General features: G+C 72.3%; 23 protein-coding genes. 7 read left to right on the top strand and 16 right to left on the bottom strand.

Features of this window, described 5'->3' with window-relative positions; translation table 11 throughout:
• Positions 1 to 170: 170 nt before the first annotated feature.
• From ligA to WN71_RS10410, 4 genes are all read right to left on the bottom strand, one after another.
• Positions 171 to 2,363, bottom strand: a complete 2,193-nt coding sequence (gene ligA / locus WN71_RS10425) for an NAD-dependent DNA ligase LigA (RefSeq protein ID WP_046582616.1) — start codon at positions 2,361 to 2,363, stop codon at positions 171 to 173.
• Positions 2,364 to 2,378: 15 nt separating this feature from the next.
• Positions 2,379 to 3,425, bottom strand: a complete 1,047-nt coding sequence (locus WN71_RS10420; protein ID WP_079177787.1) for a methionine synthase — start codon at positions 3,423 to 3,425, stop codon at positions 2,379 to 2,381.
• On the bottom strand, positions 3,422 to 4,111 hold the full coding sequence (locus WN71_RS10415; RefSeq protein WP_079177792.1) for an SDR family oxidoreductase: 690 nt from the start codon (positions 4,109 to 4,111) through the stop codon (positions 3,422 to 3,424). Before WN71_RS10415 ends, WN71_RS10420 begins: the two co-directional genes overlap by 4 nt.
• A gap of 61 nt (positions 4,112 to 4,172) precedes the next feature.
• Positions 4,173 to 4,712 carry an LOG family protein gene (locus tag WN71_RS10410; protein WP_046582613.1) on the bottom strand — a complete coding sequence of 180 codons (540 nt, stop codon included), beginning with the start codon at positions 4,710 to 4,712 and terminating at the stop codon, positions 4,173 to 4,175.
• Positions 4,713 to 4,762: 50 nt separating this feature from the next.
• On the opposite strand from WN71_RS10410, the gene WN71_RS10405 reads away from it, so the two are divergent.
• Both WN71_RS10405 and WN71_RS10400 read left to right on the top strand, forming a co-directional pair.
• Positions 4,763 to 5,086 carry a DUF427 domain-containing protein gene (locus WN71_RS10405; RefSeq protein WP_046582611.1) on the top strand — a complete coding sequence of 108 codons (324 nt, stop codon included), beginning with the start codon at positions 4,763 to 4,765 and terminating at the stop codon, positions 5,084 to 5,086.
• A gap of 38 nt (positions 5,087 to 5,124) precedes the next feature.
• Positions 5,125 to 5,904 (top strand): alpha/beta fold hydrolase, encoded by a 780-nt coding sequence (locus WN71_RS10400; protein WP_046582610.1) that lies wholly within the window; start codon positions 5,125 to 5,127, stop codon positions 5,902 to 5,904.
• Between the two features lie 21 nt (positions 5,905 to 5,925).
• On the opposite strand, the gene mnmA is transcribed toward WN71_RS10400, so the two are convergent.
• Entirely contained in the window at positions 5,926 to 7,056 is a 1,131-nt protein-coding gene (mnmA, locus tag WN71_RS10395) for a tRNA 2-thiouridine(34) synthase MnmA (RefSeq protein ID WP_046582608.1), read from the bottom strand.
• Between the two features lie 60 nt (positions 7,057 to 7,116).
• Between mnmA and WN71_RS10390 the strand changes: the two genes are divergently transcribed.
• Entirely contained in the window at positions 7,117 to 7,764 is a 648-nt protein-coding gene (locus WN71_RS10390) for an N-acetylmuramoyl-L-alanine amidase (RefSeq protein ID WP_046582606.1), read from the top strand.
• 287 nt (positions 7,765 to 8,051) lie between these two features.
• The gene (locus WN71_RS10385) at positions 8,052 to 9,587 is read left to right on the top strand and encodes a multicopper oxidase family protein (protein ID WP_079177786.1); all 1,536 of its coding nucleotides are present in this window, start codon (positions 8,052 to 8,054) and stop codon (positions 9,585 to 9,587) included.
• A 6-nt stretch (positions 9,588 to 9,593) separates the two neighbouring features.
• Here WN71_RS10385 and WN71_RS10380 read toward each other — a convergent pair whose 3' ends face one another.
• The 3 genes from WN71_RS10380 to WN71_RS41850 form a co-directional block, all read right to left on the bottom strand.
• Entirely contained in the window at positions 9,594 to 10,757 is a 1,164-nt protein-coding gene (locus tag WN71_RS10380; RefSeq protein WP_046582605.1) for a cysteine desulfurase family protein, read from the bottom strand.
• A 129-nt stretch (positions 10,758 to 10,886) separates the two neighbouring features.
• The gene (locus tag WN71_RS10375) at positions 10,887 to 11,162 is read right to left on the bottom strand and encodes a hypothetical protein (protein ID WP_046582603.1); all 276 of its coding nucleotides are present in this window, start codon (positions 11,160 to 11,162) and stop codon (positions 10,887 to 10,889) included.
• A gap of 89 nt (positions 11,163 to 11,251) precedes the next feature.
• Positions 11,252 to 11,419 carry a hypothetical protein gene (locus tag WN71_RS41850; protein ID WP_046582601.1) on the bottom strand — a complete coding sequence of 56 codons (168 nt, stop codon included), beginning with the start codon at positions 11,417 to 11,419 and terminating at the stop codon, positions 11,252 to 11,254.
• 120 nt (positions 11,420 to 11,539) lie between these two features.
• On the opposite strand from WN71_RS41850, the gene WN71_RS10370 reads away from it, so the two are divergent.
• Complete coding sequence (locus tag WN71_RS10370; RefSeq protein WP_046582599.1) at positions 11,540 to 12,172, top strand: TetR family transcriptional regulator; 633 nt, start codon at positions 11,540 to 11,542, stop codon at positions 12,170 to 12,172.
• Positions 12,173 to 12,244: 72 nt separating this feature from the next.
• On the opposite strand, the gene WN71_RS10365 is transcribed toward WN71_RS10370, so the two are convergent.
• Positions 12,245 to 12,595: a hypothetical protein gene (locus WN71_RS10365; RefSeq protein ID WP_046582669.1), complete on the bottom strand. Its 351-nt coding sequence runs from the start codon at positions 12,593 to 12,595 to the stop codon at positions 12,245 to 12,247.
• A 96-nt stretch (positions 12,596 to 12,691) separates the two neighbouring features.
• Positions 12,692 to 13,732 (bottom strand): helix-turn-helix transcriptional regulator, encoded by a 1,041-nt coding sequence (locus WN71_RS10360; RefSeq protein ID WP_046582597.1) that lies wholly within the window; start codon positions 13,730 to 13,732, stop codon positions 12,692 to 12,694.
• A 129-nt stretch (positions 13,733 to 13,861) separates the two neighbouring features.
• Here WN71_RS10360 and WN71_RS10355 point away from each other — a divergent pair, with 129 nt between their 5' ends.
• Complete coding sequence (locus WN71_RS10355; protein ID WP_046582595.1) at positions 13,862 to 14,449, top strand: TIGR03086 family metal-binding protein; 588 nt, start codon at positions 13,862 to 13,864, stop codon at positions 14,447 to 14,449.
• Between the two features lie 145 nt (positions 14,450 to 14,594).
• Here the strand turns inward: WN71_RS10355 and WN71_RS10350 are convergent, their stop codons facing one another.
• On the bottom strand, positions 14,595 to 15,467 hold the full coding sequence (locus WN71_RS10350; protein ID WP_046582592.1) for a thioesterase family protein: 873 nt from the start codon (positions 15,465 to 15,467) through the stop codon (positions 14,595 to 14,597).
• A 149-nt stretch (positions 15,468 to 15,616) separates the two neighbouring features.
• On the opposite strand from WN71_RS10350, the gene WN71_RS10345 reads away from it, so the two are divergent.
• Positions 15,617 to 16,918 (top strand): alpha/beta hydrolase, encoded by a 1,302-nt coding sequence (locus tag WN71_RS10345; RefSeq protein WP_046582667.1) that lies wholly within the window; start codon positions 15,617 to 15,619, stop codon positions 16,916 to 16,918.
• Here WN71_RS10345 and WN71_RS10340 read toward each other — a convergent pair.
• From WN71_RS10340 to WN71_RS10320, 5 genes are all read right to left on the bottom strand, one after another.
• Entirely contained in the window at positions 16,827 to 17,486 is a 660-nt protein-coding gene (locus WN71_RS10340; RefSeq protein ID WP_046582590.1) for a trimeric intracellular cation channel family protein, read from the bottom strand. The two genes, WN71_RS10345 and WN71_RS10340, sit on opposite strands and share 92 nt — an antisense overlap.
• Before the next feature lie 66 nt (positions 17,487 to 17,552).
• Entirely contained in the window at positions 17,553 to 18,944 is a 1,392-nt protein-coding gene (locus WN71_RS10335) for a M1 family metallopeptidase (protein ID WP_046582586.1), read from the bottom strand.
• Positions 18,945 to 19,053: 109 nt separating this feature from the next.
• Positions 19,054 to 20,349, bottom strand: a complete 1,296-nt coding sequence (locus WN71_RS10330) for an ABC transporter ATP-binding protein (RefSeq protein WP_046582584.1) — start codon at positions 20,347 to 20,349, stop codon at positions 19,054 to 19,056.
• Positions 20,346 to 21,437, bottom strand: coding sequence for an ABC transporter ATP-binding protein (locus tag WN71_RS10325; RefSeq protein ID WP_046582582.1), 1,092 nt, complete (start codon positions 21,435 to 21,437; stop codon positions 20,346 to 20,348). The genes WN71_RS10330 and WN71_RS10325 overlap by 4 nt, the downstream gene beginning before the upstream one ends.
• Positions 21,434 to 22,441 (bottom strand): ABC transporter permease, encoded by a 1,008-nt coding sequence (locus WN71_RS10320; protein ID WP_046582580.1) that lies wholly within the window; start codon positions 22,439 to 22,441, stop codon positions 21,434 to 21,436. The genes WN71_RS10325 and WN71_RS10320 overlap by 4 nt, the downstream gene beginning before the upstream one ends.
• Positions 22,442 to 22,469 lie beyond the last annotated feature (28 nt).

Below are 22,469 nucleotides of genomic sequence, written 5' to 3'. Positions count from 1 at the left end.
TTGCCCACCAAGAGCACAGGGATGCCCCAACCGCAGCTGGGCACGGCAGCCGCACATCTCAACAGTAGGCCGCAGAAGGCGTCCTCGGGCAGCGGTCGACAACGGTTGCCCGAATGCGCCCCGCCCACCCGTATGCATCTGGTATGCGCCGATCGTCTGCACTTCAACCGCTATTCCTCGACCGGAAGTGCGGCACCGGCCGCCGCCTCCGGTCCCTGCTCCAACAGGACGGCGAATCCCTGCTCGTTCAGGACCGGGACCTTCAGCTGCATCGCCTTGTCGTACTTGGAGCCGGGGTTGTCGCCGACGACCACGAACGACGTCTTCTTGGAGACGGATCCGGTCACCTTGGCCCCGCGGCTCTGGAGCGCCTCCTTGGCGCCGTCGCGGGTGAACCGCTCCAGAGTGCCGGTGACGACGACGGTCAGGCCCTCCAGCGGGCGCGGGCCCTCGTCCTCGCCGGCGCCCTCCTCCTCCATGCGGACGCCCGCGGCCTTCCACTTGCGCAGGATCTCCTGGTGCCACTCCTCGGCGAACCACTCCCCCAGCGAGGCCGCGATGATCGGACCGACCCCGTCGGTGTTCGCCAGCTCCTCCTCGGTGGCCTGCTCGATGCGCTCCACGGAGCGGAACTCGCGGGCCAGCGCCTCGGCCGCGACCGGGCCGACATGGCGGATCGACAGGCCGGTCAGCACCCGCGCGAGCGGCCGCTCCTTGGCCGCGGCGATGTTCTCCAGCATGGCAAGCGCGTTCTTCCTCGGCTCGCCCTGCTGGTTCGCGAAGACCGTGGCGACCTTCTCCTCGCCGGTCTTCGGGTCGCGCTTGGGCAGGCCGGTGTCCTGGTCGAGGACGTACGCCTTGATGGGCAGCAACTGCTCCACGGTGAGGTCGAACAGGTCGCCCTCGTCCGTCAGGACGGGCTCTGCGGGCTCCAGCGGCTTGGTCAGCGCGGCCGCCGCCACATAGCCGAAGCTCTCGATGTCCAGCGCCTTGCGGCCCCCGAGGTAGAACAGCCGCTCGCGCAGCTGGGCGGGGCAGGCGCGGGCGTTGGGGCAGCGCAGGTCGACGTCGCCCTCCTTCATGGGCCGCAGCGGGGTGCCGCACTCGGGGCACTCGGCGGGCATCACGAACGCGCGCTCGGTGCCGTCGCGCAGGTCGGCCACCGGCCCGAGGATCTCGGGGATGACGTCACCGGCCTTGCGCAGCACCACGGTGTCACCGATCAGGACGCCCTTGGCCTTGACCACGTCCTGGTTGTGCAGGGTGGCGAACTCGACCTCGGATCCGGCCACGGTCACCGGCTCGACCTGCGCGTACGGCGTGACACGGCCGGTACGGCCCACGCCCACGCGGATGTTGACGAGCTTGGTGTTGACCTCCTCCGGCGCGTACTTGTACGCGATGGCCCAGCGCGGGGCGCGGGAGGTGGAGCCGAGGCGGCCCTGGAGCGGGATCTCGTCGAGCTTGACGACCACGCCGTCGATCTCGTGCTCCACGGAGTGGCGGTTCTCGCCGTAGTACGCGATGAACTCCCGTACGCCGTCGAGGTCGTCGACCACCCTGTTGTGCCGGGAGGTGGGCAGGCCCCAGGTCGCCAGCAGGTCGTACGCCTCGGAGAGCCGGTTGAGCCCCTCGAAGCCCTCCAGGGCGCCGATGCCGTGGACGACCATGTGCAGCGGGCGGCTCGCGGTGACCCGGGGGTCCTTCTGGCGCAGCGAACCGGCCGCCGCGTTGCGGGGGTTGGCGAACGGCTTGTCCCCGGCCGCCACCAGCCGGGCGTTCAGCTCCTCGAAGCTCTCCATCGGGAAGTAGACCTCGCCGCGGATCTCCACGAGGCCCGGCACCGAGGCGCCGGTGAGCCGGTCCGGGATCTCGGCGATGGTGCGCACGTTGGGCGTGATGTCCTCGCCGGTGCGCCCGTCGCCGCGGGTGGCCGCCCGGGTCAGGCGGCCGTTCTCGTAGGTGAGGTTGACGGCGAGGCCGTCCACCTTGAGCTCGCACAGGAAGTGGTGGCCGGGGGTGCCGACGTCCTTGGCGACGCGCTCCGCCCAGGCGGCCAGCTCCTCGTCGCTGAAGGCGTTGTCCAGCGACAGCATCCGCGAGCGGTGCTGGACCGCCGTGAACTCCGTCTCGTACGCCCCCGCGACCTTCTGCGTCGGCGAGTCCGGCGTGCGCAGCTCCGGGTGCTCGTCCTCCAGCGCCTCCAGGGCGCGCAGCAGGCGGTCGAACTCCGCGTCGCTGACGACGGGGGCGTCCTTCACGTAGTACCGGAAGCGGTGCTCCTCGATCTGCTCGGCGAGCTGCGCGTGCTGCTCCCGTGCCTCGGCGGGCACCGTCGTCTCCGCTTGCTTGTCGCCGGCCACCGTGTTGTCCTCCCGTTACTCTGGGTTGTCCGCGAGGGATCTCGCCGCCTTGACGCAGTGGGCGAGCGCCGCGCGGGCGTACGCGGGAGAGGCCCCCGCGAGTCCGCACGCCGGGGTCACCGTGACCGCGTCCGCGAGCAGCTCCGGTCGCAGCCCCAGCCTGCGCCACAACGTCCTGACACCCATGACGCTACCGGCCGGGTCCGACAATGGGCCGTCCACTCCCGGCACGACACCGGTGAAGAGCCGGGTACCGCCCTCCACCGCCTCGCCGATCGCGTCGTCGTCACGCTCGGTGAGAAGGCCGAAGTCGAAGGAGACGGCGGCGACGCCGGAGCGGCGCAGCAGGGCGAACGGCACGTCGGGCGCGCAGGAGTGGACCACGACGGGCCCGTCGGTGTGCAGGGCGACCAGGTCGCGCAGGGCGGCCTCGACGATCTGCCGGTCCACGGCGCGGTGGGTGCGGTAGCCGCTGGCCGTCCTCACCTGGCCGCGCAGCACGGCGGTGAGGGAGGGTTCGTCGAGCTGGAGCACGATGCGGGCGCCGGGGACGCGGCGGGCGACCTCCGCCAGGTGCAGCCGCAGGCCCTCCGCGAGGGAGCCGGCGAGGTCGCGGCAGGCGCCGGGGTCGGAGAGGGCCGACTCGCCGTTGCGCAGTTCCAGGGCGGCCGCGAGCGTCCAGGGGCCGACGGCCTGGACCTTGAGCGGGCCCTCGTAGCCCTGGGTGTACTCCTCCAGCGCGTCGAGGTCCTCGCCGAGCCAGGAGCGGGCGCGCCGGGTGTCCCGGCCGGGCCGGTCGCCGAGCCGCCAGCCGCTGGGCTCCACGCGCGCGTACAGCTCGACGAGCATCCCGGCGGTGCGTCCGATCATGTCGGCGCCGGGTCCCCGGGCCGGGAGTTCGGGCAGGAACGGGAAGTCCTCGAAGCTGCCGGTCGCGGTCTTCGCGGCCTCGCGGGCGTCGCCGCCGGGCAGGGAGCCGACGCCGGTGGCCGGGCCGAAGGCGGCCGCGGGCCCGTCGGGGGTGTCTCCTGCGGGGTGGTCCCCCGCGGGGGCGGCGGTCATCGTCCCGGCCTCACCGTCAGGTCGTTGACCTCGGCGTCGCGGGGCAGGTCGAGGGCCATGAGGACGGTCGTCGCGACGGACTCCGGGTCGATCCACGCGGCGGCGTCGTACTCCTTGCCCTCCTGCTGGTGGACCTTGGCCTGCATGGGGCTCGCGGTGCGGCCGGGGTAGACGGAGGTGACGCGGACCCCGTTGCCGTGCTCCTCGTCGCGCAGCGCGTCGGCGAGCGCCTTCAGGCCGTGCTTGGAGGCGGCGTAGGCCGACCAGTCGGCGTTCGCGCGCAGGCCCGCGCCGGAGTTGACGAAGACGACGTGCCCGCGCGCGACGCGCAGCGTGGGCAGGAAGTGCCGGGTCAGCTCGGCCGGGGCGATCAGGTTGACGTTCAGCTGGTGGCGCCAGGACTTCGGGGTGAGCTCGCCGACCGGCCCGAGGTCGACGACCCCGGCGACGTGCAGCAGCGAGTCCACCCGGTCCGGGAGGCTCTGGTGGGAGAACGCCCAGGACAGCTTGTCCGGGTCGGCGAGGTCGCCGACCAGAGTGCGCGCGCCGGGGAACCGTGCCGCGAGCTCCTTGGCCCGGCCCGCGTCGCGGGCGAGCAGCACGAGGTCGTCCCCGCGCTCGTGGAGCCGCCGCGTCACGGCGGCCCCGATGCCGGAGCCGGCCCCGGTGATCACATGTGTAGCCATGACGGCCATGCTCGCATCATCGGGCACCGGTCCGGCGCCCCGGCTCTCCCCGGGACCCCGCTCAGACGATGCCCTGGCTCTCCTCCAGGTACGCCAGCGCGCCCACCGGCTCCTCCGCGAAGAAGACCAGCTCGGTCAGCGGGCGGGGCAGGAAGCCCTCGGCGTCCATCCGGCGGAACTGCTCCTTGAGGCCGTCGTAGAAGCCCGCGGTGTTCAGCAGGACGACCGGCTTCTCGGTGTGGCCGTGCTTCTTCAGCTCCAGGATCTCGGTGGCCTCGTCGAGGGTGCCGGTGCCGCCGACCATGACGACCACGGCGTCGGCCTTCTCCAGGAGCAGCCGCTTGCGCTCGGCGAGGTCCTTGGCGACCACCATCTCGTCGGCGCCCGCGCGGGCCTTCGCGGAGAGGAAGTCCACGGACACCCCGCACAGCCGCCCGCCGGCCTCCTGCACGCCGTCCGCGACGACCTTCATCAGCCCGACGTCGGAGCCGCCCCACACGAGCGTGTGGCCGCCCTTGCCGAGCAGTTCGGCGAACTGCCGGGCGGGAACGGTGTAGCGGTCGTCGAGGTCGGCGGCGGAGAGGAAGACACAGATACGCATGCGACCACCGTACGCGGGAAGAACCGCGGGCCCGCGCGTGCTTCCCCTGCATGACCCAAGGCCACACGATCACCATCGAGCAGGGCGACCGGCACGTGCGCGTGGTGCACGGCGAGCAGGTCCTCGCGGAGAGCGACCGCGCCCTGGTGCTGCGCGAGACGGGCTGTCCGCCGCGCTACTACCTCCCGGCCGAGGACGTGCGCCTCGACCTCCTCACCCCCTCCGACACCCACACGTACTGCCCGTTCAAGGGCACCGCGTCCTACTGGTCGGCGCCCGGCGCGCCGGATCTGGTGTGGAGCTATCCCGACCCGAAGCCGGACGTCGCGGCCATCAAGGACCACCTGTGCTTCTACGAACCGGACGTGTCGTGAGGCGATGACCTCCCTGCCCGGTGGCAGTCTCCAGGGGCATGGAGAAGAAGACGATTTCGCGCGACGGCACCTCGCTCGCGTACGGCGTCACGGGGCAGGGCCCCGCGGTCGTCCTGGTGAGCGGCGCCATGTCCACCGGCGGCACGGTGGCGCCCCTCGCCGGGCCCCTGTCGGAGCGGTTCACGGTCGTGGTGCACGACCGCAGGGGCCGCGGCGAGAGCGGTGACACGGCGCCCTACGCGGTCGAGCGGGAGGTCGAGGACCTCGCGGCGCTGATCGAGGCGGTGGGCGGCGAGGCGTCCCTGTACGGCATGTCGTCCGGCGGGGCGCTCGTCCTGGAGGCGGCGGCGAGCGGGCTGCCGGTGCGTCAGGTGGCGGTGTACGAGCCGCCGTTCGCGGTCACCGAGGAGGCGGCCCGGGAACGCGCCGTCTACACCGGGCGGCTGACCGCCGCGCTCGCGGAGGGGCGGCGCGGGGACGCGGTCGAGCTGTTCCTGCGCTCCACGGGGATGGCCGAGGAGATGATCCAGGGCGCACGCACCTCCCCGATGTGGGAGGGCATGGAGGCGGTCGCGCCCACCTTGGCCTACGACGACGCCGTGATGGCCGGCGGGCGGGTGCCCGGCGACCGGCTGGCGGCCGTGGACGTGCCGGTCCTGGCGGTCGCGGGCGGCGCGAGCCCCGCGTGGATGCGAGAGGCCGCGCGGCTGGTCGCCGAGGCGGTGCCGCGGGGCACCCTGCGCACCCTGGAGGGGCAGACCCACCGGGTCGACCCGAGCGTGCTGGCGCCGGTCCTGGCGGAGTTCTTCGGGTCGTAGCGGGGGCGGGCGCGCGCCGGGTCAGGCGTGGGCGGTCGTCGCCCGGGCCGTCGTCGCGATCGTCGCCGAGCCGACCACGCGCGTGCCGTCGTACAGCACGACCGCCTGTCCGGGGGCGACCCCGCGCACCGGCTCGGTGAACGTGACCTCCAGGGTGCCGTCGACCAGTTCCGCGGTCACCTCGGTCTCGCCGCCGTGGGCGCGCAGCTGGGCGGTGTAGCGGCCGGGGCCCGCCGGAGCCGTGCCGCACCACCGGGGCCGGATGGCGGTCAGGCCGGTGACGTCGAGGGCGGCGGCCGGGCCGACCGTCACCGTGTTGGTCACCGGGGAGATGTCCAGGACGTAGCGCGGCTTGCCGTCGGCGGCGGGGGTGCCGATGCGCAGGCCCTTGCGCTGCCCGATGGTGAAGCCGTAGGCCCCCTCGTGGGAGCCGACCTTGGCGCCGGACTCGTCGACGATGTCGCCCTCGGCCTTGCCGAGGCGGGACGCGAGGAAGCCCTGGGTGTCGCCGTCGGCGATGAAGCAGATGTCGTGCGAGTCGGGCTTCTTGGCGACGGCGAGGCCGCGCCGCTCGGCCTCCGCGCGGATCTCCTCCTTGGTGGTGACCGTGTCGCCGAGCGGGAACAGCGCGTGCGCGAGCTGGCGGTCGTCGAGGACGCCGAGGACGTAGGACTGGTCCTTGGCCATGTCGGAGGCGCGGTGCAGCTCGCGGGTGCCGTCGGCGAGGGTGACGACCTTCGCGTAGTGGCCGGTGCACACCGCGTCGAAGCCGAGGGCGAGCGCCTTGTCCAGCAGCGCGGCGAACTTGATCTTCTCGTTGCAGCGCAGGCAGGGGTTGGGGGTGCGGCCGGCCTCGTACTCGGCGACGAAGTCCTCGACCACGTCCTCGCGGAAGCGGTCGGCGAGGTCCCAGACGTAGAACGGGATGCCGATGACGTCGGCGGCGCGGCGCGCGTCGCGGGAGTCCTCGATGGTGCAACAGCCCCGGGCGCCCGTGCGGAAGGACTGGGGGTTCGCGGAGAGCGCGAGGTGGACGCCGGTCACGTCGTGACCGGCCTCGGCCGCGCGCGCGGCGGCGACGGCGGAGTCGACGCCGCCCGACATGGCGGCGAGGACGCGGAGGGGGCGGGTGCGCTGCGGGGTGTCAGTCATAGCCCTTCCAGGGTACGGGGGCGCGGGAACCGGGTCCCCCGGATATGCGTTGACGATCACATGGGGGCGACACAGGCGGGTGCGGCGGGCGGTGGGCAGACGCGGCGGGCGGTGCTGATCGGCGGCGCCGTGCTGGCCGGGGCCGGCCTCGCGCACGAGGCGCTGACGCGGCTGCGCGGGCGCCCGTCGGTGGCGGAGAAGCCGCGGGTGCCGGGCGCGGTGGACTTCCCGGGCGCGCGGTGGATACCGGCCTCGCCGGCCAACTACCGGCACGCGAACCGGCCGGCCGACTACGCGGTGGACCGGGTCGTCGTCCACGTCACGCAGGGCGGCTACGGCGGCACGGTCGAGGTGTTCCAGGACCCGGCGCACCAGGCCGCGGCGCACTACGTGGTGCGCGCGGACGGCGGGGTGACGCAGATGGTGCGCGAGCTGGACGTGGCCTTCCACACGGGCAACCGCTCCTGGAACGAGCGGAGCGTGGGCGTCGAGCACGTGGGCTTCGTGGACCGGGCGTCGTCCTTCACGGACGCGATGTACGCGGCGTCGGCGCGGCTGACGGCCACGGTCTGCCGGCGCTACGGCATACCCGTGGACCGTGAGCACGTCGTCGGCCACGCGGAGGTGCCGGGCACGGACCACACCGACCCGGGGCGCTACTGGGACTGGGACCGCTACCTGAAGCTGACCCGCCGGGCCCACGGCTGACCGGCCGCGGGGGGCGGCGGAGGGCCTGCGCACAGGACCGTACGGAGTCCCGAACAAGCCCCGTACGGAGTGACCCGGATCACACCCCGAATTGCCTATGAGCCGCGCCCGCGCCCCCCGTGTCCGATGTGCTCCGACCCCGGCAGGCAACCTGCGGCGCTTTAACTCGCCTTTATCTCTCGGGAGTTGACGCCCTCGCGCGGGTCACGGCGGCTTCACAGCGCGCCGGGCCCGCTCCCATCTCCGGCCCAGTTCCCGCACAGACCCCGCGCCGAGCATCCCGGGCCATGGCTGACACCACAGGGCCCGGTTCGACTCCGGGCGCAAGCGGCGAGCACGAGAACGCGAAGGCCCGCGGCGGCGGGCGCGGCAAGGGTCTGCACCGGCGCAGGTTCCTCGGCGGCACGATCGGACTGGGCCTGGCCGCGGTAGGGGCGGCCGGCACGGCCTTCACCGTGCTCGGCGGCGGAGGCGGCAAGGCGTCCGCGGCCACCGGCACGCTCCCCGTGCCCGACCTCCTGGAGGGCACCGCCTCCGACGGCACCACCACCTTCACCCTGGAGGCGCGGACCGGCACGAGCGAGGTGGTCAGCGGCGTGACCAGCTCCACCATGGGCTACAACCAGGCGTTCCTCGGCCCGACGATGAAATGGACCAGCGGGGACACCGTCCTGCTCAACATCACCAACAGCCTCGGCGCGGACACCACCGTCCACTTCCACGGGGCGCATGTCCCGGCCGCGTCGGACGGCGGCCCCCAGCTGGCCTTCGCCGACGGCACGACCTGGGCCCCCACCTTCGAGGTGAAGGACGAGGCCAAGACGCTCTGGTACCACCCGCACGCCCTCGGCACCACGGCCGAGCAGGCCGTGCACGGCCTCGCGGGAATGATCATCGTCGAGGACGACACGGACACGTCGGCGGCGCTGCCCGGCGACTACGGCGTCGACGACATCCCGGTCATCCTCCAGTGCCTGGCGTCCGACACCGCGGGCGACATCAAGTACGACCTCACCGGATATCTGGGCAACGGGCTCGTCTACCCGGTGCTGTGCAACGGCGCGAACGTCGACGACACCACGCTCACCTTCGCGGCCACGAAGACCCGCAACCGGTTCCGGCTGCTGAACGCGTCGCCGTCCGACATCATCACCGTCCAGCGCAGCGACGGCGGCACGATGACACAGATCGCCTCCGACCAGGGCTATCTCGCCGAACCCGCCGAGGTGACCACCGTGCGGCTGGTGGCCGGCGCCCGCGCCGAGGTGGTCATGGACCTCACCGACGACGTGACCCTCCAGGCGGTGATCACCACCGGCTGGGTGCGCGGCGGCAGCGGCACCTACGACTTCCTGACCGTCACCGCGGGCGGCTCGGACACCCCGGACGACCTGCCGGGCACGCTCAGGACGATCGACCGGTACGACACCTCCGACTTCACCGCCCGGACGATCACGCTCGGCCAGAGCGGCACGACGATGCTGATCGACGGCAAGGCGGGGACGAGCATGTCCGCCATGGAGATGATCAGCACCACGCTCGGGTCCAAGGAGATCTGGACGGTCAAGAACGGCACGCAGCTGGAGCACTCCTTCCACCTGCACGACGTGCCGTTCCAGCTGATCTCCGTCAACGGCGACGATCCCAGCGGGGTGCAGCTCGGCTGGTACGACACCTACGAGGTGGTCGGCGGCGGTTCGATCGAGATCGCGATGGAGTTCACCGACTTCGCCGACGACACCTACATGTACATGCTCCACTGCCATCTGCTGCAGCACGAGGACGAAGGGATGATGGCCTCCCTCATGGTGACGGAGGGTTAGGCGTCCTCAGGTGAGCCCCGCGGCTCGGGCGCGCTCGACCGCGGGGCCGATGGCCTTGGCGAGCGCGTCGACGTCGGCCTCGGTGGAGGTGTGACCGAGGGAGAAGCGGAGCGTGCCGCGGGCCAGGTCCGGATCGGTGCCGGTGGCGAGCAGCACATGGCTGGGCTGGGCCACCCCGGCGGTGCAGGCGGACCCGGTGGAGCACTCGATGCCCTGCGCGTCGAGGAGCAGCAGCAGGGAGTCGCCCTCGCAGCCGGGGAAGGTGAAGTGCGCGTTCGCCGGGAGGCGGTCGACCGGGTCGCCGCCGAGGATCGCGTCCGGTACGGCCGTACGGACGGCGTCGACGAGCGCGTCGCGCAGGGCGCCGATCTCACGGGCGAACCACGCGCGCTGCTCGGCGGCGAGGCGGCCGGCGACGGCGAAGGAGGCGATCGCGGGCACGTCGAGGGTGCCGGAGCGCACGTGCCGCTCCTGGCCTCCGCCGTGCAGCACGGGCACCGGGGTGTAAGCGCGGCCCAGCAGCAGGGCGCCGATGCCGTACGGGCCGCCGATCTTGTGGCCGGAGACGGTCATCGCGGCGAGCCCCGAGGTGCCGAAGTCGACCGGCACCTGGCCGAACGCCTGGACCGCGTCGGAGTGCAGCGGGATCTCGAACTCGGCGGCCGCTTCGGCGAGTTCGCGGACCGGGAGGACGGTGCCGATCTCGTTGTTCGCCCACATGACGGTGGCGAGCGCGACCGATCCGGGGTCGCGGGCGATCGCCTCGCGCAGCGCGTCGGGGTGGACGCGGCCGTGGGAGTCGACGGGCAGGTACTCGACGGTGGCGCCCTCGTGTTCGCCGAGCCAGTGCACGGCGTCGAGCACGGCGTGGTGCTCGACGGGGCTGGCGAGGACGCGGGTGCGGCGCGGGTCGGCGTCCCGGCGGGACCAGTACAGGCCCTTGACGGCGAGGTTGTCGGCCTCGGTGCCGCCCGAGGTGAACACCACCTCGCTGGGGCGGGCCCCGAGCGCTTCGGCGAGCGCCTCGCGGGACTCCTCGACCCTGCGGCGGGCCGCGCGGCCGGCTGCGTGGAGGGAGGAGGCGTTGCCGGTGACGCTCAGCGCGGCGGTCAGCGCCTCTGCCGCCTCCGGGAGCATCGGGGTGGTCGCGGCGTGGTCGAGGTAAGCCATGGTGCGCCCGATTCTACGGGGCTGTCCGGCGCGGCCCGTCGGTGCGTGCGGACCTGGGCGGCGGCCGTGCCCCGTCGTCCTCGGGGCGTCAGCCGTCGGCGCTCGTCCGCGCTCATCCGCGGCGGCGGCTCACAGGCTCCACGACACGGAGTGGGACACCTGCATGGCGATCAGCAGGACGGCCAGGTCGGCGACGCCGAGGCCCAGGCCCAGCAGGGCGCGGCCGCGGCGTCCGGTGCCGCGCCAGAGCGCCACGCCGGCCAGCGCGATGGCGATCGGGCCGAGGAAGACGTTCAGGACCAGCAGGCCGACAAGGCCGAGGATGAAGGAGGCGACGGCCATGCCGTCGGCGTCCCGGGGGCGGGTGACGGCGGTGCGGCCGTCGGCGGGTGCGGTGAGGTGCATCGTGCTCAGCTCCTGTGTGTCGTGACGGACTGGGTCGGGCCGGGCGGCGAGGCGGCCGGCGCCGGCGACGAACGGGCCGTGGCGGGCGCTCAGTTCGCCGGGGTGCGGCGACGACGGGCGTGCCGCTCGCGGAGGGCGAAGACGGCGAGCCACACGGCGATGACGGCGGCGAAGGCGGCCGTGACGGGCAGCGGCGCGTGCGCCACGGTGCCCAGCACGACGCCGAACAGCATCAGCGCGGCGACGAGGAACAGCATGGGATGGATCCCCCTCCATAAGTTTCGGTGAACGCTTGTAGTAACAGTTGTTCACTGACTTTGGAGTCTAGCGCGCCCCATGGCTTTTCAATTCCGGAGAACAGTTGTTAACTGGATGACATGAGTCACACCCTCGGGATCCGGCAGGCCCAGAAGCAGAAGACCCGGCAGGCGCTGCTGGACGCGGCCCTCGCCCTGCTGGAGGAGCAGAGCCTCAGCAGCCTGGGCCTGCGCGAGGTCACGCGCGCCGTCGGGGTCGCCCCGACCGCCTTCTACCGGCACTTCCGTTCGACCGCGGACCTCGGTGTCGCGCTGGTCGACGAGGCGCTCGGCAGCCTGCACCCGATGGTGCGCACGACGGTGTCCTCGGCGGGCGACACCGACGAACGGATCGCCCGCGCCATCGAGTTGATCGCCGGTCACGTCGACGCGTACCCCGCGCACGTCCGCTTCATCGCCCGTGAGCGCAGTGGCGGGGTCCAGCCGGTCCGGGAGGCGATTCGCAGCCAGCTCGTGCGGTTCGCCGAGGAGGTGAAGACCGAGCTGGCCAAGGACCCCGAGGCCGAGGGGTGGAGCGACGACGACCTGCTGATGCTGGCCCATCTCTTCGTGGACCAGATGCTGATCACCGCCTCGCTGTTCCTGGAGGCCCGGGAGTCCTCGGCGGGCCCCGAGGAGCGGCAGCGGGTGGCCCGGCTGGCGGCCCTCCAGCTGCGGCTGATCAGCATCGGCCGCCGGCACTGGCTGGACTGATCAGGGGACGGGCAGGGCAAGAGGGGCGGCGCGCCGGGAACGCGCGCCGCCCCTCTTGCCCTGCCCGGAGGGCTAGTTGCCCGAGTCGCCCTGGGCGCCGCCCGGCATCCCGCCGCCGCAGCCGCCGCCGGGGCCGCCGCCGTTGCCGCCGCCGGGACCGCCGCTGGGCATGCCGCTCGGCATCCCCGAGGGCATTCCGCTCGGCCGGCCCGAGGCGCCCGACGGGAAGCCGGACGGGAAGCCGGAGGCGCCGCCGCGGGGCCGCCCGGAGGCGTTGCCCGTGGGGAAGCCGGACGGCGCCTGGCACGACTGCTGGCCGCCGGAGGTGCCGCTGCCGGACGACGAGTCGTCGGAGCCGCAGGCCGCGAGGAGCGGTGACAGCGCCAGCAGGGCCGCGGCGGGAAGGAGGCGGGCACGCTTCATGAGGGACAGCTCCAAGGCGGATTCGGGGTCCTGAGGTGCAGCGCACTCAATCAGCGGGAGATAAGCCGTCCTTGGGGCCACCCTGTCCCTGGCCTGTCAATCGGGCAAAGCGCTCCCCAAAGCGGGCCCTTTTGCGGCCATTTCACCCGGCTCACCGGCCGGGGACCGGTACAGAGCCGTGACCGAGGCGGCCGCCGCGGCGAGTTCGTCGCGCACCTGGGGCGGCGACAGCACCTCCACCCGGTCGGCGAAGGGCAGCAGTTGGCGCGCCTCGCGGACGGAGCCGTAGTGCAGCCGGGCCGTCACCCAGTCGCCCGCGCCGTCGCCGTCGTCCTCGGCCTCGTCCTCGGCCGGCTCGGCCAGTTGGGCCGCGTTGAGGCGGCGGAACATGTCCAGCCGGTCGCGGTGCACCCGGACCACGACCTCCAGACCGCCCGGCCGCTCCTCCACCTCGCGGCGCAGCACCTCCCAGGCGTCCGCGAGTTCGACGCCCGGCCGGCGTCGCACGGGGTCGTCGAGCAGCCGGGCGGAGCGCACCCGGTCGGCCCGGAAGAGCTGCGGGCGGCCGCGCCGGTCGGCGACCAGGTACCAGACGCCCGCCTTGGCGACGAGTCCGTACGGGTCGACGGTGTACGTCCGTGGCTCGCGCTGTCCGCCGTGCCGGTAGCGCAGCCGGAGCCGCCGGTCGGCGAAGACGGCGTCCTGGAGGGCGGCGAGGTCGGCGGAGTGGCGCGGCCCGCCGCGCCAGCGGGTGGCGTCGACCAGGATGCGGCGGCTGGTCGCCTCCGCAGCCGGGCGGTGCGGCGCGGGCAGCGCGGCCATCACCTTGCGCAGGGCCGAGCCGAACGCCGCGTCCAGGCCGAGGGCGGCGTGCGTGCACTGGGCGCCGAGGACGAACAGGGCGCGCGACTCGTCGGCGGTCAGGCCGGTGACGTCGGTGCGGAAACCGGCGAGGAGTTCGATGCCGCCGTGGCGTCCGCGCTCGGCGTAGACCGGCACGCCGGAGGCGGACAGCGCCTCGATGTCGCGGTAGACGGTGCGCACCGACACCTCCAGCCGGCCGGCGAGTTCACGTGCGGGCACCCGGCCCCGGGTCTGGAGCAGCAGCAGGATCGACAGCAGGCGGTCGGACTTCACGGCACCAGATTCCTCCGGCCCGCGGGCCCCGCGCAAATGTTGACGGAAACTGTCAGGTTATGGGTCCAGCCTGTGGTGCAGGAACCGCGGCGCCCGCCGCGGCCGGAACCCGAGACGGGAAGGCCCGCCATGGAGACCATCGACCCCCGCCCGCTGTACGCCCGTGCCACCGAGCAGGCGGCGGCGCTGATCGCGACCGTGCGGCCGGAGCAGCTGGCCGGGCCCACGCCCTGCGCCGAGTTCGACGTGCGCACGCTGCTGAGCCATGTCGTCGGCGGCACCCTGCGCATCGCGGTGGTCGGCGAGGGCGGCGACGGGCTCGCGGTACGGCCGTTCGCCGACGGGGTCGCGGACGACGGCTGGAGCGACGCGTACGAGGAGGTCCGGGAGAGGGTGCTCGCGGCCTGGGCGTCGGACGCGCGGCTGGCCGAGCCGGTGAAGGTGCCCTGGGGCGAGGTGCCGGGAGGCCAGGCGCTGGCGGGCTATGTGATGGAACTGGTCACGCACACCTGGGATCTGGCCGAGGCGCTCGGCCGGCCGACGGAACTCGACCCGGAACCGGCCGAGTTCGCGCTCGCGGTGGCCCGGCGGGTGCTGCCGGAGCCGGAACGGGACGCGGACACCCCGTTCGACACGGCCCGCCCCGCCCCCGAAGGCGCCGACGCCCACGGCCGGCTGGCGGCCTGGCTGGGCCGCAGCCCCCTGCCCCACGACTGAACGGGTCCGAGAAGCCCCCCGGGGCGCGGAGAACTGCGCGAACGGGCCCACCGGCCCGCAGCCGGACACACCGCACAGTCCGCGCGGGCGCGAGCCCGTCGTGGCTGATCGCGCAGTTCCCCGCGCCCCAAAAACGGGCGCGCCCTCAGCCCCCGAACCCGGCGGACGCGACCCGCGCCAGCTGGCGGGACTGGGCGACCAGGCGGTCCGTGCTGTCCCAGACCTCCGCGTCCTCCTCCAGGAAACCGCCGGCCAGGTTGCGGGTGGTGATCGACACCCGGAGCGGGCCGGGGGCGGGGCGGCAGCGGACGTGGACGGTCAGCTCGACCGTGGGGACCCAGCCGGACACGCCGAGCTCGAAGGCGGTGGGCGGCAGCGCGTCCACCGCGAGCAGCAGCGACAGCGGGTCCGGGTCCCGGCCGTCCGCGAGGCCGAACCAGGCCCGCATCTCGCCCTTGCCGGAGGGTGCGCCGAGCGCCCAGCCGAGGGTGGCGGGGTCCAGCTTCAGCATCAGCCGGCCGGCGATGGCGGAGGTGTCGTCGGGCGCCGGGCCGTCCTCGGGCCCCAGGCAGCGCTCCATCGGCGGGAAGGCGGGCGGCTTCGCCGTCGTACGGACGTCGTCGGAGAGGGCGCCGAGGTCGCCGTAGGAGGCGAGGACGCGGATGCGCTCGACCTCGCGGCCCTCGTCGTCGTACTGGAAGAGGGACGCCTGGCCGGTGGAGAGGGTGCGGCCGGCGCGTACGGTCTGGGTGCGCACGACGGCGGGTCCGGGCCGGGAGGCCGTCAGATAGTGCGCCGAGACGGTGAACGGGTCGGGGTGCGGCAGCGCGTCACCGAGGGCCCGGCCGAGCACGGCGAGCAGGAAGCCGCCGTTGACGGCGCCGAAGATCGTCCAGCCCGCGGGGAGGTCGATGTCGTATACACCGGTCTCGCGCGGGACGAGCGCGCTGTCGCGGTCGAACTCACTGTCGCCGATCGTGGCCCGTCCGGCCGGCGGCGCGGTAACTGCATCTGCCATGAATGAACCGTACAACATTGCATTACTAAGCGGTAGCTTTGGCCGAATGCGGACGCCGACACCGCCTCCTGGGTGAGATCACGGCAATTTCTCGGTAAGTGTCCGGACTCGTCCACAACCGGGGCCCCCTCGTCACCCTCTATGGGGACATGAGCCTCACCGGGACTCCGTTCCTCTTCACCCTGATCGTGCTGTCCGCGGTCGCGCTGCTGTTTCCGCTCGTGTCGTGGTCGCGGGTGCGCGGGCCCCGGGCGGTGCGGCTCGTCGCGCGGACGCTGATGCTGCTGTTCGCCCAGGGCACCGCGGTCGCCCTGGTCTTCGCTCTCGTCAACGACCAGAACAACCTCTACGACAACTGGGCGGACCTGCTCGGCACCGGTGACCATGTGCAGCAGGCCGCGGACCTCGGCGCCGACGGCACCGGCGGCATAGCGCTCCAGCGGCTTCCCCGGGTGCGCCAGACCTTCACGCCGGCCGCCGGCCCGGGGATGCGCGACGCGGGCGGGGTCCAGGTCACCCAGGTCAAGGGGCGGGTCTCGGGCGTGAACGCCGAGGTCTACGTCTGGCTGCCGCCGCAGTACCGCGAGCCCCGCTACCGCCACCACCGCTTCCCGGTCGTCGAGCTGCTGTCGGGCTACCCGGGCTCCGCCAAGGCGTGGTTCGGCGCGCTGCGGGCGCACGAGCAGCTGGCGGCCCTGATGCGCGACGGCCGGATCGCGCCGTTCGTCCTGGTGGCGCCGCGCACCAATCTGCTGGCCGGGGTCGACACCGGCTGCGCCAACATCCCCGGCACGGTGAACGCCGACACCTGGCTCAGCGTGGACGTCCCCAAGATGGTGACGGACAACTTCCGGGTCCAGACCGCCCCCAGGGGCTGGGCGGTGGCCGGCTACTCGGCGGGCGCGCACTGTGCCGTCAAGCTCGCCGTCGCCCACCCCAACCGCTACCGGGCCGCCGTCGGCATGTCCGGCTACAACGACCCGATCGCCGAACGGACCTCGCTCGCCGCGCAGAGCCCCGCGCTGCGCGCCGCGAACAACCCGCTGACCCTGCTGCGGCGGGCCACCGCTCCCCCGCAGCTCGCGCTCTACGTCTCCGGCCAGCCGCACGACGGCTACGAGGCCGGGGTGGCCCTGGAGCGGTTCGCCAAGGCCCCGACCACCGTGCACGTGGTGTTCGTGCCGACCAGCGCCGGCGGCCACACCATGGCGCTGTGGCGGCCGCAGTTCGTGCCGGTGTTCCACTGGCTCACCGTGCAGATGGGACTCAGCCGGGCGCCGGGCGCGAACCCCGAGGCCGCGCGTCCGGAGACGGCGGGCCTCGACCGGGCCCGGCCCGGAAGCGGGGCCGGCTCCTCGGCTACTCCTCCCGCACCGTCGAACGGCGGTTCCAGGCACGCGGCGCTCGCCAGTGGAACCGCATCGCGAGCAGCCGCAGCACAAAGGCGGTGATCACGGCGAAGCCGCTGGTGAGCGGGGTCAGGGCGTCGTAGCGGATGCACAGCACCACCATCGTGGCGCCGACGATCGCCGGGACCGCGTACAGATCGCGGTCCCAGCGCAGCAGCGAGGGAGTCTCGTTGGCGAGCACGTCCCGCAGCACGCCGCCGCCGACCGCGGTGGCGAGGCCGAGACACGCCGACGCGGTGAGGCCGAGCCCGTAGTCGTACGCTTTCGTCGTGCCGGTGACGCAGAACAGGCCGAGGCCGGCCGCGTCGAAGACGTTGACCCCGACCTGGATCCGCTCCACGTGCGGGTGCAGGAAGAACACCAGCAGCGCGGCGAGGAGCGGGGTGACGAAGTACCCGAGGTCGGTGAAGGCGGCCGGCGGGACGGCCCCGATGATCACGTCGCGGATCAGCCCTCCGCCCAGCGCGGTGACCTCGGCGAGCACGGCGATGCCGAACACGTCGAAGTTCTTGCGGACGGCCAGCAGCGCGCCGGAGATGGCGAACACGAAGATGCCGACGACATCGAGCGTGTGCTGGACGGAGGGACTGAAGAACTGATGGAACTGCACCCTGACATTCTTACTCAGAAACTGGCGTGCACCTTGCAATGCAAGGGTTGATCCTGGGGGAAGACCCTAGATGGCGGGTTTCCCCGGGGTGAACAGCCAGGTGGTGAACAGGTCGTCCAGCTGCTGCCCGCTGACCTTCTCCGCGAGCTTGACGAAGTCGGCGGTGTCCGCGTTGCCGTAGCGGTGCAGCTTGGTCCAGGCCGGCAGCAGCTTGAAGAACGCCGTGTCGCCGATCCGCTCGCGCAGCATCTGGAGCGTCATCGCCCCGCGCTGGTAGACGGCGGAGGCGAACATGGTGTCGCGCTGCGGGTCGCCGGGCTCGGTCTGCCAGAAGGAGTTGTCGGCGGCCCGGGCGTTGTAGGCGGCGAGGAACGAGTCGTGCGCGCTGCGGGTGCCCTGGTGCTCGGCCCACAGCCACTGGGCGTAGGTCGCGAAGCCCTCGTTGAGCCAGATGTCCTTCCAGTGCGCGACCGACACCGAGTCCCCGAACCACTGGTGGGCGAGCTCGTGCACGATCGTGGACTCGCTGCGCACGGCCGAGTAGGCGGGCTTGGACTGCACTTCGAGGGAGAAGCCGGCCTCGGGCATGTCGTCGACGATCGCGCCGGTCTCCTCGAACGGGTACGGCCCGAAGACCTGCGACCAGTAGTCGGTGGCGGCGGCGGTGACGGCGTACACGTCGACGGCGTTGCTGTTCGCGAGCGTCGGGTCGATCGCGACGTAGATCGGGGTGCCACCGGGGGTGGTCCCGGTCTTCACGTCGAACGTGCCGATGGTGGCGGTGGCGAGATACGTGGCCATCGGCCGGCTCTCGCGCCAGTGGGTGTACGTAGAGCCGCCGTGGTCCCGGGTGGAGACGAGCCGGCCGTTGGAGACGGCGGTCAGCCCCGCGGGCGCCTTGATCCGGATGTCGTACGTGGCCTTGTCCGACGGGTGGTCGCTGGAGGGGAACCAGGTGGAGGCCGCGTTGGGCTCGCAGGCCACGAAGACGCCGTCGTCGGTCTTCATCCAGCCGTACTGGGAGCCGAAGACGATCGGCCCGGAGAGCGGTTCGGGTACGCCGCCGTAGGTCACGGAGACGGTGAAGTCGCGGCCCTTGGCCAGGGCGCCGCGGGGGGTGATGCGCAGTTCGTCGCCGCTGCGGGTGAACGCGGCCGCTCTGCCGTTCACCTCGACCCGGGTGACCTCCAGCTTCTGGAGGTCCAGATCGAACGACGACAGGCTCTGGGTGGCGCGGGCGGTCAGGGTGGTGCGGCCGTCGAGCCGGCCCGTGGTGGGGTCGTAGGCGACGGAGAGGTCGTAATGGCGGGCGTCGAAGCCGCCGTTGCCCAGTTGCGGGAAATAGCTGTCACCGATGCCGTCGGCGCCCGGGGTGGGGGCGGAGGCCGCGGCTATGGCGAAGAAGGACGCCGCCGCGGTGGCGACGGCGCCCAGACGTGCCGAACGGGAGAGTGCCATGAGTCGTCCCTTCGAGCGTGTTCGCATTGACCGGATCGATCAGACGGACACGGGGGACTCTGCGCTCTCCCGTTACGGCATGTTCATGACTTTACCAAGTCGTCATGACCTACTTGTCGGTTGACTCCTGGTTTTCGGCCACGGTCTCCTCGGCGGACACCGTCTCCTCAGCGGACACCGTCTCCTCGGCAGTCACCGTCTCCTCGGCGGCCGCGGCCGGCTCCTCGGAGGCGGTCTCGGCCGCGGCGGACGCCTGGGCCTGCTTCGCCTCCTCGGCGAGGACGGCCGAACCCACCAGATCCACCGCCTCCTTCGCCGCGGACAGCAGGACGACGTCCTGCGGCGCCTGGTCGGCGAAGTTCTCCGGGTGGTGGCAGGCCACGCGCTGACCGGGACGCAGCTCGAGGAGCGGCGGCTCGGTCGTCTTGCAGATCTGCGTCGCCTTCCAGCACCGGGTGTGGAACCGGCAGCCGGACGGCGGGGCGATCGGCGAGGGCACGTCGCCGCGGAGCAGGATGCGCTCGTTCTTCTGGCCACGGCGCTTGGGGTCCGGCACCGGCACGGCCGACATCAGGGCCTTGGTGTACGGGTGCATCGGGCTCTCGTACAGCTTGGAGCTGTCCGCGAACTCGACGATCTTGCCCAGGTACATCACCGCGACCCGGTCCGACACGTGACGGACGACCGAGAGGTCGTGCGCGATGATCACGTAGGTCAGGCCGAGTTCCTGCTGGAGGTCGTCCATCAGGTTCACGACCTGCGCCTGGATCGACACGTCCAGCGCGGAGACCGGCTCGTCCGCCACGACCAGCTTCGGCTTCAGGGCGAGCGCGCGGGCGATGCCGATGCGCTGGCGCTGACCGCCGGAGAACTCGTGCGGGTAGCGGTTGTAGTGCTCGGGGCTCAGGCCGACGAGCTCCAGCAGCCGCTGGACCTCCTTCTTGACCCCGCCCTCGGGCTCCACGCCCTGGAGCCGGAAGGGCGCCGAGACGATCGAGCCGATGGTGTGACGGGGGTTCAGGGAGCCGTACGGGTCCTGGAAGATCATCTGGATGTCCCGCCGGAGCGGGCGCATCTTCCCGGTGGACAGCTTGGTGATGTCCTGGCCCTCGAAGTGGATCGAGCCGCCCGTCGGGTCCTGGAGGCGGGTGATGACCCGGCCCATGGTCGACTTGCCGCAGCCCGACTCGCCGACGACGCCGAGGGTCTCGCCCTTGCGCACCTCGAAGTCGATGCCGTCGACGGCCTTCACGGCCGCGACCTGGCGCTGCAGGATGCCCTTCTTGATCGGGAAGTGCTTCTGCAGGCCTTCGACCTTCAGCAGCACCTCACGCTCGCCGGGGGCCGACGCCTGGTGCGGGATCGCGGCCTCGGGGGCGCTTTCCGTCTTGTTGGTCTCACTCACAGCTTCGGCGCAATCTCTTCGGTCCAGATCCGCGTACGGTCCTCGGGCGAGAGGTGGCAGGCGGAGAAGTGCCCGCCGTCGACCTGCTGCAGCTCGGGGCGCACCGTGCGGGTGACGTTCCCCTTGGGAAGGTCCGCGTACGGGCAGCGCGGGTGGAAGGCACAGCCCGAAGGGACGTTGATGAGGCTGGGCGGCGAGCCCTTGACCGGGATGAGCCGTTCCGAGGTCTCACGGTCGATCCGCGGCATCGAGCCGAGCAGACCCCAGGTGTAGGGGTGCTGCGGCTGCTCGAAGACCTCGTCCGCCGGACCGCGCTCCACGCAGCGGCCGCCGTACATCACGAGGACGTCGTCGGCGATCTCGGCGACCACGCCGAGGTCGTGCGTGATCATGATGACCGCGGAGCCGAACTCCTTCTGGAGGTCACGGATCAGGTCGAGGATCTGCGCCTGCACGGTCACGTCGAGCGCGGTGGTCGGCTCGTCCGCGATGAGCAGCTCGGGGTTGTTCACCAGCGCCATGGCGATCATGGCGCGCTGGCGCATACCGCCGGAGAACTCGTGCGGGTAGCCGTCGACACGCTTGGCGGGCTCGGGGATGCCGACCCGGTCGAGCATCTCGATGGCGCGCTTGCGGGCGACCTTCTTGCTGACGTTGTTGTGGACCCGGTACGCCTCGACGATCTGGTCGCCGATCTTGTAGTACGGGTGCATCGCGGACAGCGGGTCCTGGAAGATCATCGCCATCTCGCGGCCACGGAGCCGGCGCACCTCGTCGGGCGAGGCGTTCACGAGCTCCTTGCCGTCCAGCCAGATCTCACCGCCCATGCGCACGTTCTTGCCGCGCGCGCCGAGCCGGTGCAGACCCATGACGGCCAGCGAGGTGACGGACTTGCCGGAGCCGGACTCACCCACGATGGCGAGGGTCTTGCCCTTCTCCAGCGAGAAGCTGAGGCCGTCCACCGACTTGACGATGCCGTCGTCGGTCGGGAAGTGCACCTTGAGGTCGCGGACCTCGAGGAAGGCTTCGGGCCGGTGGGCGGCGGTGGGCTCGCCCACGGCCGCGCCGGTCTTGTTGAGTTCGGTCACGAGAGCCTCACCCGCGGGTCGGCGGCCGCGTAGAGCAGGTCCACCAGGAGATTTGCGATCACGACGAAGAAGGCGGCGAGCAGGGTCACGCCGAGGATCGGGGGCAGGTCGTTGTCGTCGATGGCCTGCACCGCGTACTGGCCTACACCGTGCAGCGAGAACACCGTCTCGGTGATGACGGCACCGCCGAGCAGCAGACCGAGGTCCATGCCGAAGACGGTGATGATCGGGGTGAGCGCGGCGCGCAGTCCGTGCCGGACCACGACCTTGCTCTCCCGCAGACCCTTGGCGCGGGCCGTGCGGATGTAGTCCTCGTTCATGGTCTCCAGCATGCCCGAGCGGGTGAGCCGCGCGTAGATGGCGGAGTACAGCAGGGCGAGGGAGCACCAGGCGGGGAAGAGGGTGTTGGCCCACTGCGCCGGGTTCTCGGTGAGCGGCACGTAGGTGCGGCCGAAGACCGGCCACGTGTACGTGAAGAGGAGGATCGCCAGGTTGCCCGTGAAGAACATGGGCAGCGAGACGCCGGCGAGCGCGACGCCCATGAAGGTGCGGTCGAAGACCGAGCGCGGCTTCAGGGCGGAGATCACGCCGATGACCACACCGGAGACCAGCCACAGCACGGCGGCACCCGCGGCCAGCGACAGGGTCACCGGCATCCGGGAGGTCAGCTGCGGCCAGACGGCCTGGTGGGTCTTGAAGGAGTAACCGAAGCACGGCGCGGAGCAGTGCGCCGTGGTGGGGCCGAGGTCGTAGGTGGCGCCGGTGACGATCCCCTTGATGAAGTGCCAGTACTGGACGTAGACGGGCTGGTCCAGACCGAGGTTGTGCTTGACCGCGGCGATGTCTGCCTTCGACGGGCTCTTGCCGATGTACTGCTGTGCCAGCTGGTCGGCGGTCTGGCCGGCCAACCGGGGAAGCACGAAGAAGATCGCGAAGGTGACCGCGGAGACGACGAGCAGCAGGATCACCGCTGCAAGCGTCCGACGGAGGATGTACGAGATCACGGGGATCGGCGCTGGCGCCCGCGGGCCG

Origin of the sequence: Streptomyces mangrovisoli (assembly GCF_000974985.2) — a bacterium.
Classification (GTDB): domain Bacteria; phylum Actinomycetota; class Actinomycetes; order Streptomycetales; family Streptomycetaceae; genus Streptomyces; species Streptomyces mangrovisoli.
Note: the sequence above shows the minus strand (reverse complement) of the source record. Positions and strands in the feature narration are given on the sequence as shown.

Bases quoted from the DNA above. Each gene is read 5' to 3' on its own strand.
- WN71_RS10420 (WP_079177787.1), bottom strand. From the start codon at position 3,425: ATGACCGCCGCCCCCGCGGGGGACCACCCCGCAGGAGACACCCCCGAC.
- WN71_RS10415 (WP_079177792.1), bottom strand. From the start codon at position 4,111: ATGGCTACACATGTGATCACCGGGGCCGGCTCCGGCATCGGGGCCGCC.
- WN71_RS10410 (WP_046582613.1), bottom strand. From the start codon at position 4,712: ATGCGTATCTGTGTCTTCCTCTCCGCCGCCGACCTCGACGACCGCTAC.
- WN71_RS10405 (WP_046582611.1), top strand. From the start codon at position 4,763: ATGACCCAAGGCCACACGATCACCATCGAGCAGGGCGACCGGCACGTG.
- WN71_RS10400 (WP_046582610.1), top strand. From the start codon at position 5,125: ATGGAGAAGAAGACGATTTCGCGCGACGGCACCTCGCTCGCGTACGGC.
- mnmA (WP_046582608.1), bottom strand. From the start codon at position 7,056: ATGACTGACACCCCGCAGCGCACCCGCCCCCTCCGCGTCCTCGCCGCC.
- WN71_RS10390 (WP_046582606.1), top strand. From the start codon at position 7,117: ATGGGGGCGACACAGGCGGGTGCGGCGGGCGGTGGGCAGACGCGGCGG.
- WN71_RS10385 (WP_079177786.1), top strand. From the start codon at position 8,052: ATGGCTGACACCACAGGGCCCGGTTCGACTCCGGGCGCAAGCGGCGAG.
- WN71_RS10380 (WP_046582605.1), bottom strand. From the start codon at position 10,757: ATGGCTTACCTCGACCACGCCGCGACCACCCCGATGCTCCCGGAGGCG.
- WN71_RS10375 (WP_046582603.1), bottom strand. From the start codon at position 11,162: ATGCACCTCACCGCACCCGCCGACGGCCGCACCGCCGTCACCCGCCCC.
- WN71_RS41850 (WP_046582601.1), bottom strand. From the start codon at position 11,419: ATGCTGTTCCTCGTCGCCGCGCTGATGCTGTTCGGCGTCGTGCTGGGC.
- WN71_RS10370 (WP_046582599.1), top strand. From the start codon at position 11,540: ATGAGTCACACCCTCGGGATCCGGCAGGCCCAGAAGCAGAAGACCCGG.
- WN71_RS10365 (WP_046582669.1), bottom strand. From the start codon at position 12,595: ATGAAGCGTGCCCGCCTCCTTCCCGCCGCGGCCCTGCTGGCGCTGTCA.
- WN71_RS10355 (WP_046582595.1), top strand. From the start codon at position 13,862: ATGGAGACCATCGACCCCCGCCCGCTGTACGCCCGTGCCACCGAGCAG.
- WN71_RS10350 (WP_046582592.1), bottom strand. From the start codon at position 15,467: ATGGCAGATGCAGTTACCGCGCCGCCGGCCGGACGGGCCACGATCGGC.
- WN71_RS10345 (WP_046582667.1), top strand. From the start codon at position 15,617: ATGAGCCTCACCGGGACTCCGTTCCTCTTCACCCTGATCGTGCTGTCC.
- WN71_RS10335 (WP_046582586.1), bottom strand. From the start codon at position 18,944: ATGGCACTCTCCCGTTCGGCACGTCTGGGCGCCGTCGCCACCGCGGCG.